Genomic DNA, 16520 nt, shown 5'->3' on the forward strand with positions numbered 1-16520 from the left:
GTTGTGGTGCATGGCCGACACAAGCTTCTTCCCCACCGCCGCCCGCCTCACCCACGCCGAGGCCGCCGCCGCCTGCGGGCTGGCGCTCCCCGAGGGCGCCGACCCCGCCGCCGAGATCGTCGCGGCGGCGCCCCTGGAGAGCGCGGGGCCGCGCGACCTCGCCTACATGGACAACGCCCGCTACGGGGAGGCCCTGGCGCAGACCCGGGCCGGCCTGTGCCTAGTCTCGCCGCGCTTCGCGCCCCGCGTCCCGACCGGCACCGTCGCCCTCGTGCTGCGCGACCCCTACCGGGCCTATGCGGAACTCCTCGCGCGGCTGCACCCGGACGCCATGCGCCCCGGCTCGCAGTTCGGCTCGGACGGCATCGCGCCGGGTGCCCACGTCCACCCCGCCGCGCGGCTCGAGGACGGGGTCCGGGTCGACCCGGGCGCCGTGGTGGGGCCGGGGGCCGAGATCGGCGCCGGCGCGGTGATCGGGCCGGGGGCGGTGATCGGCCCCGGCGTGCGCGTGGGGCGCGACACCTCCGTGGGCGCGGGCGCGACGCTCTCCCACGCCCTCGTCGGCAACCGCGTCATCATCCATCCGGGCGCCCGCATCGGGCAGGACGGGTTCGGCTTCGCCATGGGGGCGAGCCACCTCAAGGTGCCGCAGATCGGGCGCGTGATCGTGCAGGACGACGTGGAGATCGGCGCCAACACGACGATCGACCGGGGCGCCAGCCGCGACACGGTGATCGGGGAGGGGACCAAGATCGACAACCTCGTGCAGATCGCCCACAACGTGGTGATCGGCCGCCACTGCATCATCGTCTCGGGCGTCGGCATCTCCGGTTCGACCACCCTGGAGGATTACGTGGTGCTCGGCGGCCAGGTCGGCGTGGTGGGCCACCTGCGCATCGGCCGCGGCTCGCAGATCGCGGGCTCCTCGAACGTCAACCGGGACGTGCCGCCCGGCAGCCGCTGGGGCGGCACGCCGGCCAAGCCCGTGCGCACCTGGTTCCGCGAGCTGACGACGCTGGCGCGCCTCGCCGAGCGGTCGGGGCGCGACGAGGAGGCCTGAGCGACGGCCTGCGCGAATCCTTTGCGCAACGCGCTGAGTCTTTGTTAAGCGCCGCCGGCGAGCGGCCCGAAGCCTGGCTTTTCCGGCCGGAATCCTCCGCTAATCTCGCATCCGGAAGATCACGTTCGATTCGGCGCCCCGCGTCCGAGGCCGTGACGATCGCGGGGAGCCTGCGCTGAAGGAGATGACCGCGCAGGTGCGCCTACCGGGCGAGGAACGCCCACTGCGCGCGGGGCGCGCGCTCCTCGTCGTCTCCGTGCTGCTGCCGGGGCTGCTCCTGGCGCTCGCGAGCTGGCACAACCGCCGGGAGGTGCTGCGCGAGGCCGACACCCGCGTCGAGCGGACGCTGCGCATCCTCCACGAGCACGCCGTCAAGGTCTTCGAGACCCAGAAGCTCATCCTCGATCGCGTGAACGGCCGCCTGCCGTACCTCGACTGGACGCGCGAGGCGGACCGGGCCGACTTCCACGCCTTCCTGGCCGGCCTCCAGGACGAGTACGACCAGATCGCCACGGTGACGCTCACCGATGCGGAGGGGCGGATGCTGGCGAGCAGCCGGCGCTACCCGGCCGACCCCGCCGTCACCTTCGCGGACCGCGACTGGTTCGTGGCGCTGCGGAGCGCGGAGCCCAAGACCCTCTACGTGTCCCGGTCCTACATCGGCCGCCAGTCGGGGCAGTCCGTGTTCAACGTCGCCGCGCGCATCCTGAGCCCGGACGGGGCCTTCCGGGGCGTCATCGCGCTCTCGATCGACCGGTCGTACTTCGAAACCTTCTACCGGGAGATCGACCCGGAGACGCCCCACAGCGTCGTCCTGCTGCGGGCCGATGGCGAGATCCTGGCCCGCGAGCCGATCGGGGCCGCGGAGGGCTCAGGGCTGGAGGCGCCGGTCGCCGCCGCGGCCGGGCGCGCCGCGAGCGGGCCCGCCCGCGCGGTCTCGCCGGTCGACGGGGTCGCCCGCATCGTCGCCTATCGCCGGGTCGCGGCCTACCCGGTGTACATCGGCTTCGGCCTCGGCGAGACGGCGGTGCTGGCCGCCTGGTGGCGCAACACCGCGACCTACGCCCTCATCGCGGGCCTCGCGGCGCTCGCGCTCCTCGGCGTCTCGGTGCTGGCCCTGCGGCAGTCCCGGCAGGAGCAGCTCGCCACCCGGCGCTGGCGGGCCGCCGCCGACGCCCTCACGGCCGAGGCCACCGAGCGCCGGCTGGCGGAGGCGCAGCTGCGCCAGGCCCAGAAGATGGAAGCGGTCGGCCGCCTCACGGGGGGCGTCGCGCACGACTTCAACAACCTCCTCACGGTGGTGATCGGCAACCTCGAGATGGCCCAGCGCCGGACGGCGGAGGCCGACACGCGCCTGACCCGCGGCATCGACCACGCCATGGAGGGCGCGCGGCGCGCGGCGGCGCTGACCCAGCGACTCCTCGCCTTCTCGCGCCAGTCGCCGCTCTCGCCCGAGCCCGTGGACGCCAACCGCCTGGTCGCGGGCATGTCCGATCTCCTGCGCCGGACGCTCGGCGAGCAGGTCTCCGTCGAGACCGTGCTGGCCGGCGGCCTGTGGTGGACGCGGGCCGACGCCAACCAGATGGAGAGCGCGATCCTCAACCTCGCCGTCAACGCCCGCGACGCGATGCCGGGCGGCGGCAAGCTCACGATCGAGACCGGCAACGCCGTCCTGGACGAGACCTACGCCGCGGACCACGCCGAGGTGAGCCCCGGCCAGTACGTGATGATCGCGGTGGCCGACACCGGCACGGGCATGTCGCCCGAGGTGCTGGGCCGGGTCTTCGAGCCGTTCTTCACCACGAAGCCGGTGGGCAAGGGGTCGGGCCTCGGGCTCGCGCAGGTCTACGGCTACATGCGCCAGACCGGCGGCCACGTCGCGATCTACTCGGAGCCCGGGCACGGCACCACGATCAAGCTCTACTTCCCGCGCCTCGACGCCGCGCCGGTCGGAGCGGCGCCCCGCGCCGTCATGGAGATCCCGACGCTGATCCCCGGCGCCCTGGAGCGCGCGCCGCGCCCCGGCCTGACGGTGCTCGACGTCGAGGACGACCCCATGGTGCGGGCCTTCTCGGCAGCGGCCCTGGAGGAGGCGGGCTACCGGGTGGTCCAGGCAGCCAGCGCCGCGGAGGCCCTCGCGCGCCTCGACGACCACCCCGAGACCTGCCTCCTGTTCACCGACGTCGTGCTGGCCGGCGCCCAGGACGGCCGCAGCCTCGCGGACGCGGCGTGCGCCCGCCGTCCCGGCCTCAAGGTGCTGTTCACCACGGGCTACACCCGCAACGCGGTCCTCCATCACGACCGGCTCGACGGGGGATCGCACTTCCTCGGCAAGCCCTACACGGCGGCGAGCCTCGGCCGTAAGGTCCGGGCGGTCCTCGAAGAGGCGTGAGCGGCCGCCCGGAGGCTCGGGCCCGGCCACTCCGGAAGGGCTTGCTTCCGCCTCGATTTGTGTCGAAGAGGGCGCTTCATCCGTCATGGTGGAGCGGACGGCGCCCGGCCACGTCAGCCGGCGCGGGGGACTGCGAGGTGCTGGATTCGATGAGTGAGATGCCCCGTGAGCTCGGCGCCGCCGACATCCAGAAGGTTCTCGAGCTTCTGCCGCACCGCTATCCGTTCCTGATGATCGACCGGATCATCGAGATCGACCGCGACGAGAGCTGCATCGGCATCAAGAACGTCACCGTGAACGAGCCGCAGTTCACGGGCCATTTCCCGAACATGCCCGTCTTCCCCGGCGTTCTGCTCATCGAGGGCATGGCCCAGACCGCGGGCGCGATCTGCTGCCGGCACATCATGGCCGACGATGTCCGCACGAAGCAGGTCTTCTTCATGACGATCGACAAGTGCAAGTTCCGCAAGCCCGTGGTCCCCGGCGACCAGGTCCGCTTCCACATGCGCAAGCTCAACCAGCGCCGCACCATGTGGTGGTTCCGCGGCGAGGCCAGGGTCGACGACGTCCTGGTGGCCGAGGCCGAGATCGGCGCGATGCTGGTGACCGAATGAGCGCCAAGGCCATCCACCCGAGCGCGGTGATCGAGGACGGCGCCGTCCTCGGCGCGGACGTGCGCATCGGACCGTTCTGCCATGTCGGGCCCCAGGTCCGCCTCGGCGACGGCTGCGAGCTCGTGAGCCACGTGGTGGTCGCCGGCGACACGGCGATCGGCCCCCGCACGCGGATCTACCCCTTCGCCTCGATCGGCCACCCGCCGCAGGACCTGAAGTTCCGGGGCGAGGCCTCGACGCTGCGCATCGGCGCCGAGTGCCTGATCCGCGAGGGCGTGACCATGAATCCCGGCACCGCGGGCGGCGGCCTCGAGACGGTGGTGGGCGACCGCTGCGCCTTCCTGGCGAATTCCCACGTCGGGCACGATTGCCGGGTCGGCAACGGCGTGGTGTTCTCCAACAACGTGATGCTGGCCGGCCATTGCAGCGTGGGCGACTACGCGATCCTCGGCGGGGGCGCCGCGGTGATCCAGTTCGCCCGCGTCGGGGCGCACGCCTTCGTGGGCGGCCTCTCGGGCCTCGAGAACGACTGCATCCCCTACGGCATGGTGCTCGGCAACCGCGCCGCCCTGTCGGGCCTCAACATCATCGGGCTGCAGCGCCGGGGCTTCGCCCGCGAGGACATCCACGCGCTGCGCCGGGCCTACCGCCTGCTCTTCGCCCAGGAGGGTACGCTCCTGGAGCGCGTCGAGGACGTGGCGGCGGAGTTCGAGAGCCACGCCGGCGTGCGCGAGATCCTCGATTTCATCCGCGCCGGGGGCAAGCGCTCGATCTGCACGCCCCGCGAGATCGCGGCGCCCGCGAGCGCCGCGTGAGGGCGGCCCGGCCGGCGAGGGATTCGAGCCCATGAGCCCGAGCCCATGAGCCCGAGCCCATGACCCTCGACCCGGCCGGATCCGCCATCGCGCTGGTGGCGGGCGCCGGGCGCCTGCCGGAGCTCGTCGCCCAATCCCTCGAACGGGCGGGCCGCCCGTTCCGCGTGCTTGCCGTGCGCGGCTTCACGGACCGCCCGCTGCGCCGCCGGGCCGACGCCACGGTCGACCTCCTCGACATCGCCGGGACGCTGCGGATCCTCAAGGGCTGGCATCCGGCCGCCGTGGTGCCGGCCGGCGGCGTCGCCCGCCCGAGCCCCGCCGCGATCTTCAACGCGGCCGCCGCCCTGCGCAACCGCGAGGCGCTGCGCGCCATCGCGGGCGGCGGCGACGACCGCCTGCTGCGCGCCGTCCTCGCCCTGCTGGAGGAGAACGGCCACCGGGTCCTCGGCGTGCACGAGGTCGCGCCGGACCTCCTCAGCCCCGAGGGCCGCCTCGGCCTCTACGCGCCCGACCCCGCCGCGGAGGCCTCGATCGCCACCGGCCGGCGCCTGCTCGCCGCGCTCTCGCCCTACGACGTGGGGCAGGCCGCGGTGGTGGCGAGCGACCGGGTCCTCGCCGTCGAGGGGCCGGAGGGGACCGACCGGATGCTCGCCCGCGCCCGCGCGATCGCCCGCCGGCCGCTCGGGCGCGGCCGGGCGCTCCCCGGCACGGTGCTGGTGAAGTTCGCCAAGGACGGGCAGGACCTGCGCATCGACCTGCCGGCGATCGGGCCCCGCACCGTGCAGGCGGCGGCCTCCGCCGGCTGCGCGGGCCTCGCCATCCAGGCCGGGCGCACGCTCGTGATCGACCGGCCCGAGACGGTGGCGACCGCCGACCGGCACGGCCTGTTCCTCCTGGGGCTCGGAGACGCGGCTTGAAGATCTGGCTCGTGGCCGGGGAGGATTCCGGGGACCAGCTCGGCGCCAAGCTGATGCGGGGCCTGCGCGCCCTGGCGCCCGAACCCATCGCCTTCGGGGGCGTCGGCGGCGAGGCCATGGAGGCGGAGGGCTTCGCCTCGCTGTTCCCCCTCGAGGACGTGGCGGTGATGGGCTACCTGCCGGTGCTGGCACGCCTGCGCACCCTGCTGCGCCGCATCCGGGAGACCGTCGCGGACGTGGTCGCCGCACGCCCGGACATCCTGGTGATCATCGACAGCCCGGGCTTCACCCACGCGGTGGCCAAGCGCGTCCGCCGCGCCCTGCCGGACCTGCCGATCGTCGACTACGTCTCGCCGAGCGTCTGGGCCTGGCGCCCGTGGCGGGCGAAGGGCATGCGCCCCTTCATCGACCACGTGCTGGCCCTGCTGCCCTTCGAGCCCGAGGCGCACCGCCGCCTCGGAGGCCCCGCCTGCACCTACGTGGGCCATCCGCTCATCGAGCGTCTCGCCGAGCTGAGGCCCGACGCGGCGGAGGCCGCGGCGCGGGATGCCGAGCGTCCGACGCTTCTCGTCCTGCCGGGCTCGCGCCGCTCCGAGATCGAGCGCCTGATGCCGGTCTTCGGCGAGACCCTGCGCAGCGTCGCGGCCGCCGCACCGGTGGAGGTCGTGCTCCCGGCGGTGAGCCGCCACCGGGCCCTGATCGAACGCCTCGCCCTGGCCTGGGAGGTGCCGGTGCGCATCGTGCCCGGCGAGGGCGCCAAGCACGCGGCCTTCCGGCGCGCCCGCGCGGCGCTTGCCGCATCGGGCACCGTCACGCTGGAGCTGGCGCTCGCCGGCGTGCCCATGGTGGTGGGCTACCGGGTCTCGCGCATCGAGGAGGTGGTGGCGCGCCGCCTGATCCAGGTGCCGACGATCGTGCTGCCGAACCTGATCCTCGGGCACAACGCGGTGCCGGATTTCGTCCAGGCCGACTGCAACCCGGAGCGGCTCGCCGCTGCCCTGCTGCCCCTGGTGCGGGGCGGCCGCGCACGCGAGGCCCAGCTCGACGCCCTGCGCACCATCGACGCCGCGATGCGGCTGCCCGGCGGGGACGACCCGAGCCGCATGGCAGCCCGGGTCGTGCTGGCCGAGGCCGGCCGCCGGGCGAGGGCCTGAGGCGGCCGGCAGGCGCTCTGGATGTTCTTGGATGCCTCGGGCCGGGGCAGGCGCCAGGGCGTGTTCCAGGCACCGCGCGATTCCTGGAGCCCTCCTTCGAGGCCCCCTGCGGAGGCACCTCAGGATGAGGTGGGTGGGTGGGAGGAACCCTGTGTTGGTCCCCGCGTCCCACCCGCGACCTCATCCTGAGGTGCGCAGCGAAGCGGAGCCTCGAAGGAGGGCTCCAGGGATCGCAGCGTCCCCTGGAGGGCGCCTTCGAGGCCCCGCCCGTCCTCGCGCGGCGCCGCGCGTCAGCCGCGCTGGCCGATCGGCACGTACTCGCGCTGGTCGGGCCCGACGTAGAGCTGGCGCGGGCGGCCGATCTTCTGGGCGGGATCCTCGATCATCTCCGACCACTGGGCGATCCAGCCGACCGTGCGGGCGAGCGCGAAGAGCACCGTGAACATGTCCGTCGGGAAGCCCATCGCCTTGAGGGTGATGCCCGAGTAGAAATCGATGTTCGGGTAGAGCTTCTTCTCGATGAAGTACTCGTCCTTGAGGGCGATCTGCTCCAGCTGCACCGCGACTTCGAGCAGCGGATCGTCGCCGATGCCGAGTTCGCTCAGCACCTCGTGGGTGGTCTTCTGCATGATGCGCGCGCGCGGGTCGTAGTTCTTGTAGACCCGGTGGCCGAAGCCCATCAGGCGGAAGGGGTCGTTCTTGTCCTTCGCCTTGTCGACGTACTGCTTCACGCGGTCGGGCGTGCCGATCTCCATGAGCATCTTCAGCGCCGCCTCGTTGGCGCCGCCGTGCGCCGGCCCCCACAGGCAGGCGATGCCGGCCGCGATGCAGGCGAACGGGTTGGCGCCGGAGGAGCCGGCGAGCCGCACCGTCGAGGTCGAGGCGTTCTGCTCGTGGTCGGCGTGCAGGATGAAGATCCGGTCGAGCGCGCGGGCAAAGATCGGATTGATCTGGTACTCCTCGCACGGCACCGCGAAGCACATCCGCAGGAAGTTCGAGGTGTAGTCGAGCTCGTTCTTAGGATACACGAACGGCTGGCCGATCGAGTATTTGTAGGCCATCGCCGCGAGCGTCGGCATCTTCGCGATCATGCGCATCGACGCGATCATGCGCTGCTTCTCGTCGGAAATGTCCGTCGAGTCGTGATAGAAGGCCGAGAGCGCGCCGACGCAGGCCACCATCACCGCCATCGGATGTGCGTCGCGGCGGAAGCCCTGGAAGAAGCGGTTCATCTGGTCGTGCACCATGGTGTGGCGCGTGACCCGGTAGTCGAAGTCGGCCTTCTGGGCCGGGGTCGGCAGCTCGCCGAACAGCATCAGGTAGCAGGTCTCGAGGAAGTCGCCCTGCTCGGCGAGCTGCTCGATCGGGTAGCCGCGGTAGAGCAGCACGCCCTCGTCGCCGTCGATGTAGGTGATCTTCGACTCGCAGGAGGCCGTCGAGGTGAAGCCCGGATCGAAGGTGAACTTGCCGGTCTTCGCGTAGAGCTTGCCGATATCGATGACGTCGGGGCCGATCGTGCCGGACTTGACCGGAAGCTCGACCTGCGTGTCGTCCACGGTGATGGTGCTGGCTGCGCTCATGGAACGTGGACCCTTTCCTGGCAACGGGGCGGCCTCGGCTCCGGGGCTGGGCCGATGCGCCGACCCGGGGCCTGAGCTTGAACCGCAGCTATGCTGCAGGTGCTCACAGGACCATCGGGTTAGCGGATCGTCCCACCGCCAGCAACGGGGCGGGTGACATCCACCCGGGAACGCCAAGCGAATTCCGGGCCGTCCCCGTGCCCGCGAAACAGCTGGGCCGCGGCACTGCCGCGACGCGTCGCCGCGAGCCCGTCCAGGGCCCTCAGGGGGCGGGCGAGCCCGCCTGCGCGCGCAGCCGCTCCAGACTCGTCTCGCGGCCGAGCACGGCCATGACGTCGAAGAGCGGCGGCGAGGTGGTGCGGCCGGTGAGCGCGGCGCGCAGGGGCTGCGCCACCTGCCCGAGCTTGGCGCCCGCGGTCTCGGCGAAGGCCCGCACGGCGGCCTCCGTCGCCGCGGCGGTCCAGTCCGGCAGCGCCTCAAGGCGCGGCAGCACCTCGGCGAGGCGCGCCCGCGCCTCCGGGGTGAGCAGCGCCCGGGCCTTCTCGTCGAGGGCGAGCGGGGAGGGGGCGTAGAGGTAGTAGGCGCTGTCGAGGAGCTCCACGAGGGTCTTGGCGCGCTCCTTCAGGCCCGGCATCGCGGCGACGAGCTTCGCGCGCAGCTCCGGCGCGAGGGGCGCCGAGAGGCCGCGCTCCGCGCCGATGCCGGGCAGCATCGCCTCGATCGCGTCGACGAGATCGGCATCGGCCGCGCCGCGGATGTAGAGGCCGTTGAGGTTCTCGAGCTTGGCGAAGTCGAACCGGGCCGGCGAGCGGCCGATGGCCCCGAGGCCGAACGCCGCGATCATCTCCTGCGTCGAGAACACCTCCTGGTCGCCGTGGCTCCAGCCGAGGCGCACCAGGTAGTTGCGCAGGGCAGCCGGCAGGTAGCCGAGGTCGCGGTAGGCGTCGACGCCGAGGGCGCCGTGACGCTTCGACAGTTTGGCGCCGTCCGCGCCGTGAATGAGCGGGATGTGGGCCATGGCCGGCACGTCCCAGCCGAGCGCCCGGTAGATCTGGCTCTGGCGGGCGGCGTTCGTCAGGTGGTCGTCCCCGCGGATGACCTGGGTCACGCCCATGTCGTGGTCGTCCACCACCACGGCGAGCATGTAGGTCGGATTGCCGTCCGAGCGCAGCAGCACGAGGTCGTCGAGGTCCCGGTTCGCCCAGGTCACGCGGCCCTGCACCGCGTCCTCGATCACGGTCTCGCCCTCGGTCGGCGCCCGCAGGCGGATCACCGGCTTCACGCCCGCCGGCGCCTCCGCCGGGTCGCGGTCGCGCCAGCGCCCGTCGTAGCGCAGCGGGCGTCCCTCCGCCCGCGCCTGCTCGCGCATGGCGGTCAGCTCCTCGGGCGTCGCGTAGCAGCGGTAGGCGTTGCCGCTGGCGATCAGGCTCTCGGCCACCGCGCGGTGCCGGTCGGCCCGTGCGAACTGGTAGACCACGTCCCCGTCCCAATCGAGGCCGAGCCAGCGCAGGCCGTCGAGGATCGCGTCGATCGCCCCTTGCGTGGAGCGTTCGCGGTCCGTGTCCTCGATGCGCAGCAGCATGCGGCCGCCGTGCCGGCGGGCGAACAGCCAGTTGAACAGGGCCGTGCGCGCGCCTCCGATGTGGAGGTAGCCGGTGGGCGAGGGCGCAAAGCGCGTGACGACGTCTGGCGGCATCGGGGAGACTGAATGTTGGCGTGGAGCGGGGCCGCGGGTCGGATCGACCCGTCCGGTCGCGGGCGTGTAGCATGAGCCCGAGCACTTGAGGAAACGCCGTTCGGGCCGGAACGTGCCGGCGATTCGCGGCGCGTCCGGGCGAGGGTTTCCGGCGGCACCATCGGGCGGCACGCATGGGCGGAGGGGGGAGCGGGGCCGGGAGCATCGCGGCGGCGCGGTCGGGCGTCGCGTGGCGCCGCCTCGCCCCGTTGCCCGCCATCCGGGCGTTCTTCGGCGCCGGCCTCGCCGTGGAGGCGGAGCAGCGGCGGCTCTTCCCGTGGCTCGCCGTCGCCTTCGGCCTCGGCATCCTCGTGCGCTTCACCGCGGCGGACGGCAGTCCGGCGCTCGCCGCGCCGCTCATCGCCGGCGGTGCCTGCCTGGCGCCGATGCCCTGGCTCGGCGGGCGCCCCGTCGCGCGGGCGCTGGCGCTCGCCGCGGTCGCCGCCTTCCTGGGCTTCGCGGCGGCCGAGTGGCGGATCCTCCGGGTCGAGGCGCCGGTCCTCGCCCGCACCACCATCGGCCCGCTCACCGGCTTCATCGAGGCCCTCGACGAGCGCGACGAGGGGGCCCGGGTGGTCGTGCGGGTGTCGGGCTTCGGCGGCCTCGCCGCGGGGCAGCGGCCGGCGCGGGTGCGCGTCTCCTACAAGCGGGCGGAGGCGCTGCGGCCGGGCGATTTCATCGCCGCCACCGCGCGCCTCCTGCCGCCGCCCGAGGCCGCGCGGCCGGGCGGCTACGATTTCGCCCGCGACGCCTACTTCCGCGGCATCGGCGCGGTGGGCTCGCTCGTGGGGCGGATCGAGGTCCGCGCGCCGCCCGAGCCCCCCGACCTCGGCCTGCGGATCGCCGCGGCGGTCGATGCGGCGCGCAACGCCCTGACGCGGCGGATCACCGACGCCAACGGGGGGCAGGCCGGCGCGGTCGCGGCGGCCCTCGTCACGGGCAAGCGCGGCCTGATCAGCCCGGAGACCAGCGCGGTGCTGCGGGCGGCCGGGATTTACCACGTCATCTCGATCTCGGGGCTCCACATGGTGCTCGCCGCCGGCGTGGTGTTCTGGCTGATCCGGGCGATCCTCGCCCTCGTCCCGTTCCTCGCCCTCACCTGGCCGATCAAGAAGATCGCCGCGGGCTTCGCGATGACGGGCGTGACCGCCTACTGCGTGTTCTCGGGCTGGGACGTGGCGGCCGAGCGGGCGCTCCTCATGACCCTGATCATGCTCGGCGCGATCCTGGTGGACCGGCCCGCCCTCAGCATGCGCAACCTCGCCCTCGCGGCGCTGGTGGCGCTCGCCCGCGAGCCGGAGGCGCTGCTCGGCCCGAGCTTCCAGATGTCGTTCGGCGCGGTCGCCGGGCTCATCGCCTGCGCGCCGCTCCTCGGCGCCGGGTTCCTGCGGCGGGAGGGGGCCGGGCGCCTGGGGCGCCTGATCGCGCTCGCCGGGACCGCCGTCATCGGAACGCTCGCCACGACCCTCGTCGCGCAATGCGCCACCGCGCCGTTCGCGACCTATCACTTCCAGACCGTGCAGCCGTTCGGGATCCTCGGGAACGCCCTGACCCTGCCCCTGGTCTCCCTCGCGGTGATGCCCGCCGCGGTGCTCGGCATCCTGGCCTACCCCTTCGCCCTGGACCAGCCGGTCTGGTGGCTGATGGGCCTCGCGGTGCGGGGCATGCTCACGACCTCCGAGTGGATCGCCGGGTTCGGCCACGCCACCGTCGTGGTGCCGGCCTTCGGCACGGGCGCCCTCGCGCTCCTCGGCCTCGCCCTGCTCCTCGCGACGCTGCCGGCCTCGCGCCTGCGCTGGCTGAGCCTCGCCCCGGCGGCCCTCGGCCTCGCACTCGCGGCGGTCCCGGAGCGGCACGACCTCTACGTCGATCGCGAGGGCGGGGGCCTCGCGCTGCGCGACGGCGCAGGCCGGCTGATGCTGGTCGGGCGGGCGCCGTCCTTCGTGGTCGAACAATGGCTGCGCGCCGACGGGGACGGGCGGCAGGCCTCGGAGCTTGCCGCGGGCGGGCGCTGCGATCGCCTCGGGTGCACCGCGACGATGGCGGGGGGCGGCGCGGTCGCCCTGGTGCGAGATGGCCGTGCCTTCGCGGAGGATTGCGCCCGGGCCGCGATCCTCGTCAGCGCCCGAGCGGCACCGGCGGCCTGCGCGGCACCGCTCGTGATCGACCGGGCTTACCTCGCCCGGCACGGCGCCGTGGCGATCCGCTTCACGGGCGAGGGCCCGCGCGTCACGAACGCCCGCGATCCGGTCCGCACGCCGCCCTGGCGACGGCCAAGTCCCGCGGCGCGGCCCGAACCCGCCCAGGGACCGCCCGCCACCGTGCGGCCGCCGGGCGAGGACGAGCCCGACCCGCCCTCAGCCGAATCGCTTCAGTAGCGCCGGACGAGGCTGACGAGGCGACCCTGGATCCGAACGCGGTCCGGCCCGAACACCCGCGTCTCGTAGGCGGGGTTCGCCGCCTCCAGCGCGATCGAGGAACCGCGGCGACGCAGGCGCTTCAGGGTCGCCTCCTCGTCGTCGATGAGCGCCACGATGATGTCGCCGGTGTTGGCGGTCTCCTGCTTGCGGATGACCACGAGGTCCCCGTCCAGGATGCCGGCCTCGACCATCGAATCGCCGCGAACCTCGAGCGCATAATGCTCACCGCCCGCCACGAAGTCCGGCGACAGGGTGATGGCATGGCTCTGGTTCTGGATCGCGGAGATCGGCGTACCGGCCGCGATGCGTCCCATCACGGGGATCGTCACGGCCCGGCCCGCCTCATCGACGATCTGCGTCGTGGTCGGCCGCGGCGGCGCAGCCTTCGCCCGTCCGCCCTCGACGACGCTCGGGGTGAAGCGCCGCACCTCGCTCGCCGCGCCGGCGGCGCTGCCGAGCGTCTCGGGCATGCGAATCACCTCGATCGCGCGGGCCCGATTCGGCAGGCGACGCAGGAAGCCGCGCTCCTCCAGGGCGGTGATCAGGCGGTGAATGCCCGACTTCGACTTGAGGTCCAGCGCATCCTTCATCTCATCGAAGGAGGGAGGCACGCCGCTCTCGCGCATGCGCTGCTGGATGAAGCGGAGGAGATCCAACTGCTTACGCGTCAGCATCGGTTCGACCTGTCTCAAGGTGGGCGCCCACGCGGCGCGCGGTCGCAGAAACAAACAGCGAACAGGCTAAACGTTCCGCAAGTGTTCCGCAAGAGCGGCTCGAACCGGTCGGCACGAGTTCTGCTGTCTGGCCGCGGACGCCGGCCGGATGCCCGCGTCGGTCCCGCGCTGGCACAGGTCTCGTTCCGTCGCTGCGCGGGTCCGCCGCACCTCGGTAGACGTCTGCATTGTGCACCGGATGATTGTGCATCATTGGACTGAAAGCTAGAGCGTTCGGCCAAAATTCGAAGAGTGGGGGCGTGGTACCATGATGGGTGGCGAGCGGAGCGAGCGCGACGACCGCATGAACCTGTCCGGGTTCGAGGCGGCGCCGGAGGCGACGTCCGGGCGCACGATGGTGAGGCGGATCGCGGCGGCGCTCGGCACGAGCGAGGACGCCTTGCTGACGGGGGACCCCCTCGCGGGCGCCGGCGACCGTGAGGAGAGCGCGACCGATCTCGGCCTCGTGGCGCAGACCGCGGAACTCCTCGAGGCCTTCGGGCGCGTGACGGATCCGGCCGATCGCAGCCGCTGCCTCGCCTTCGTCCGGGAGGTCGCCGGCAAGGCTCGGCCCTGAGAGGATCGCACCCTCAGCCGAAGAGACCGGTGACGAGGTAGGTTCCGGCCGCGATGAGGGCGGCCGCCGGCAGGGTCAGCACCCAGGCCGTCACGATATCCCCGGCGACGCCCCAGCGCACCGCGGAGGCGCGCCGCGCCGCACCCACGCCGATGATCGCGCCCGTGATGGTGTGGGTCGTGGAGACGGGCACGCCGAGCCAGGTCGCGAGGAACAGGGTCAGCGCGCCCCCGGTCTCGGCGCAGAAGCCCTGCATCGGGTTGAGCCGGGTGATGCGCGAGCCCATCGTGTGCACGATGCGCCAGCCCCCGAACAGAGTGCCGAGCGCCATCGCCGACTGGCAGGAGAGCACGACCCAGAGGGGGACGTGGAAGCTCTCACCGAGGTGCCCCTGCGCGTAGAGCAGCACCGCGATGATCCCCATGGTCTTCTGGGCGTCGTTGCCGCCGTGGCCCAGCGAGTAGAGGGAGGCCGAGGCGAATTGCAGGATGCGGAAGCGCCTGTCCACGGCGAACGGCGTCGCGCGCACGCAGGCCCAGGACACGATCAGCACGAGGAGCAGCGCCAGCACGAAGCCGAGGAGGGGAGAGAGCACGATCGCCGCGACGGTCTTGAGGAGGCCGCCCCACACCACCGCGGAGAAGCCGGCCTTCGCCACGCCCCCGCCCACGAGGCCTCCGATCAGCGCGTGCGACGAGCTCGACGGGATGCCGAGGATCCAGGTCGCGACGTTCCAGACGATGGCGCCCGCGAGCGCGGCGAAGATCACCCGCGGGTCGACGATCCCCGCATCGACGATGCCGGTCCCGAGGGTCTGCGCGACGTGCAGCCCGAAGAACAGGAACGCGATGAAGTTGAAGAAGGCCGCCCAGAGCACCGCGTATTGCGGCCGCAGCACCCGGGTCGAGACGATGGTCGCGATCGAGTTCGCCGCGTCGTGCAGGCCGTTCAGGAAGTCGAACAGCAGCGCGAAGCCGACGAGGCCGGCGAGCAGGGGAAAGGCGAGGGCGCCCGCGTCCATCGCTCAGATGTTCTCGATGACGATGCCGCTGATCTCGTTGGCGACGTCCTCGAAGCGGTCGACCACGTCCTCGAGGTGCCCGTAGATCTCGCTGCCGATGATGTAGGCCATGGCGTTGCTGTCCGGGCCGGCCTTGCCGTGCGTGGCGAAGAGGTCCCGCAGGCCGCGCTCGTGCAATTCGTCCGAGCGCCCCTCGACCTTGGTGATCGCCTCGGTGAGCGTGCTGATGCGGCCGGCCTCCTGGCCGATCGCGCCGAGGAGGGGAATCGCCTGCGCGGTGAGGCGGGCGGCCTCCACCACCGTGCCGCCAAGCTCCTGCATCAGCGGCTCGAAGCTGCGCACCTCGTAGAGCGCGATGGTCTTCACCGTCTTGTGCATCTGGTCGATGGCGTCGTCCATCGACTGGATCAGGTCCTTGATGTCCCCGCGGTCGAAGGGCGTGATGAAGCTGCGGCGGACCGCGAGGAGCACCTCGGCCGTGATGGCGTCGGCCGCCTGCTCCTGCTCCACGATCACCCGGCAATGCTCGGGAACCGTCGGGCCGCCGCGCAGGACGCCCTCCAGGGCCTCGGCGCCGGCCACCAGGGTGCGGGCATGCCGCTCGAACAGGTCGAAGAAGCGATCCTCACGGGGCATCAGCGCCCTGAACCAGCCGAGCATCGTCGTCCCCCGTGCGTCGCGTGCAACAACCCGGTGCGCGGCCGAGCGTTGCGCCGAGCGTTGCGGTTTTCAAGCCGGCTACGCTTCGCGCGGGCTCAAGGGTTGCTGCGCCGGCCGCGCAGGTCCCTCGGCAGCAGGTCCCGCAGCAGGTAGAGGGCCCCCGCCCCCGACATCGCCGCCAGCGCGAACCAGGTGAGGGCGTAGACGAGGTGGTCGTTGCGGAAGGCCACGATCGTGAGGCCGCCCACCGGGAGGGCCCCCGCGGGCGTGGCGTCGGCGTCGACGAAGTAGGGGGCCGCCTCGGGCAGCCCGCGCGCGGCCGCGATCGCCGCGACGTCGCGGGAATACCAGCGCCCGGCCCCCGGGTCGTTCGCGCGCAGGAAGGCGCCGCCGGGCTCGGTGAGGCGCAGGAGGCCGGTGACGGAGACCTCGCCCGCGGGCGGCTCGCGGGCGGCCGGGTCGCGCCGCTCCGCGGGCACGAAGCCGCGGTTGATCAGGAGGGTGAAGCCGCGCGTGTCGCGCAGCGGGGTGAGCACCCAGAAGCCGGCGCCGAGTTCGGTCACGGCCTGCACGAGGGTGTCCGCGTCCCGCAGGTAGGTGCCGGCGGCCGCGACGTGCCGGTAGGGGTCCTGCGCAGCCTTGATCCGCGTCCACTCCGCGGGCGGCGGGGCTGGCGCCGCCGGCGCGTGGATCCGCGCCTCGACGCGGGCGATGAGGTCGAGCTTCCAGGCCCGCCGCTCCACCTGCCAGATCCCGAGCGCCAGGAAGGCGCAGGCTGCCAGGAGGCAGGCGCCCGCGAGTGCGAGGGCGGCGGCGCGGCGCGGCGGCCGGACGTCGGATGGAGGCTGCGACACGGGACCGG

Annotated in this window: 14 protein-coding genes; 8 read left to right on the forward strand and 6 right to left on the reverse strand. The window is 73.1% G+C overall.

From position 1 onward, the window contains the following. Positions 1-10 precede the first annotated feature (10 nt). The 6 genes from lpxD to lpxB all read left to right on the forward strand — a co-directional run bounded on the left by lpxD (position 11) and on the right by lpxB (position 6952). On the forward strand, positions 11-1060 hold the full coding sequence (lpxD, locus tag ACLBXP_RS16045; protein WP_447668729.1) for a UDP-3-O-(3-hydroxymyristoyl)glucosamine N-acyltransferase: 1050 nt from the start codon (positions 11-13) through the stop codon (positions 1058-1060). A gap of 184 nt (positions 1061-1244) precedes the next feature. After that, positions 1245-3452, forward strand: coding sequence for a cache domain-containing protein (locus ACLBXP_RS16050; RefSeq protein ID WP_447668730.1), 2208 nt, complete (start codon positions 1245-1247; stop codon positions 3450-3452). Positions 3453-3601: 149 nt separating this feature from the next. After that, the gene (gene fabZ, locus ACLBXP_RS16055; protein ID WP_447668731.1) at positions 3602-4066 is read left to right on the forward strand and encodes a 3-hydroxyacyl-ACP dehydratase FabZ; all 465 of its coding nucleotides are present in this window, start codon (positions 3602-3604) and stop codon (positions 4064-4066) included. Continuing rightward, positions 4063-4881 carry an acyl-ACP--UDP-N-acetylglucosamine O-acyltransferase gene (lpxA, locus tag ACLBXP_RS16060; RefSeq protein ID WP_447668732.1) on the forward strand — a complete coding sequence of 273 codons (819 nt, stop codon included), beginning with the start codon at positions 4063-4065 and terminating at the stop codon, positions 4879-4881. Before fabZ ends, lpxA begins: the two co-directional genes overlap by 4 nt. A gap of 59 nt (positions 4882-4940) precedes the next feature. After that, positions 4941-5798: an LpxI family protein gene (locus ACLBXP_RS16065; RefSeq protein ID WP_447668733.1), complete on the forward strand. Its 858-nt coding sequence runs from the start codon at positions 4941-4943 to the stop codon at positions 5796-5798. Further along, the gene (gene lpxB / locus ACLBXP_RS16070; RefSeq protein WP_447668734.1) at positions 5795-6952 is read left to right on the forward strand and encodes a lipid-A-disaccharide synthase; all 1158 of its coding nucleotides are present in this window, start codon (positions 5795-5797) and stop codon (positions 6950-6952) included. The genes ACLBXP_RS16065 and lpxB overlap by 4 nt, the downstream gene beginning before the upstream one ends. Positions 6953-7242: 290 nt before the next feature. On the opposite strand, the gene gltA is transcribed toward lpxB, so the two are convergent. Continuing rightward, a complete protein-coding gene (gene gltA / locus ACLBXP_RS16075; protein ID WP_447668735.1) occupies positions 7243-8532 on the reverse strand; it encodes a citrate synthase in 1290 nt (429 codons plus the stop codon). Positions 8533-8794: 262 nt separating this feature from the next. Next, positions 8795-10228, reverse strand: coding sequence for a glutamate--tRNA ligase (gene gltX / locus ACLBXP_RS16080; RefSeq protein ID WP_447668736.1), 1434 nt, complete (start codon positions 10226-10228; stop codon positions 8795-8797). A 173-nt stretch (positions 10229-10401) separates the two neighbouring features. Here gltX and ACLBXP_RS16085 point away from each other — a divergent pair, with 173 nt between their 5' ends. Then, the gene (locus ACLBXP_RS16085; protein ID WP_447668737.1) at positions 10402-12645 is read left to right on the forward strand and encodes a ComEC/Rec2 family competence protein; all 2244 of its coding nucleotides are present in this window, start codon (positions 10402-10404) and stop codon (positions 12643-12645) included. On the opposite strand, the gene lexA is transcribed toward ACLBXP_RS16085, so the two are convergent. Continuing rightward, positions 12639-13361: a transcriptional repressor LexA gene (gene lexA, locus ACLBXP_RS16090; protein WP_447668738.1), complete on the reverse strand. Its 723-nt coding sequence runs from the start codon at positions 13359-13361 to the stop codon at positions 12639-12641. The two genes, ACLBXP_RS16085 and lexA, sit on opposite strands and share 7 nt — an antisense overlap. A gap of 307 nt (positions 13362-13668) precedes the next feature. Between lexA and ACLBXP_RS16095 the strand changes: the two genes are divergently transcribed. After that, complete coding sequence (locus tag ACLBXP_RS16095) at positions 13669-13977, forward strand: hypothetical protein (protein ID WP_447668739.1); 309 nt, start codon at positions 13669-13671, stop codon at positions 13975-13977. Positions 13978-13990: 13 nt separating this feature from the next. Here the strand turns inward: ACLBXP_RS16095 and ACLBXP_RS16100 are convergent, their stop codons facing one another. From ACLBXP_RS16100 to ACLBXP_RS16110, 3 genes are all read right to left on the reverse strand, one after another. After that, positions 13991-14998 (reverse strand): anion permease, encoded by a 1008-nt coding sequence (locus tag ACLBXP_RS16100; protein WP_447668740.1) that lies wholly within the window; start codon positions 14996-14998, stop codon positions 13991-13993. A 3-nt stretch (positions 14999-15001) separates the two neighbouring features. Further along, positions 15002-15658, reverse strand: coding sequence for a DUF47 domain-containing protein (locus ACLBXP_RS16105; protein ID WP_447668741.1), 657 nt, complete (start codon positions 15656-15658; stop codon positions 15002-15004). Positions 15659-15753: 95 nt separating this feature from the next. Beyond that, complete coding sequence (locus ACLBXP_RS16110) at positions 15754-16512, reverse strand: SURF1 family protein (RefSeq protein WP_447668742.1); 759 nt, start codon at positions 16510-16512, stop codon at positions 15754-15756. Positions 16513-16520 lie beyond the last annotated feature (8 nt).

The organism is Methylobacterium sp. A54F (genome assembly GCF_053346035.1).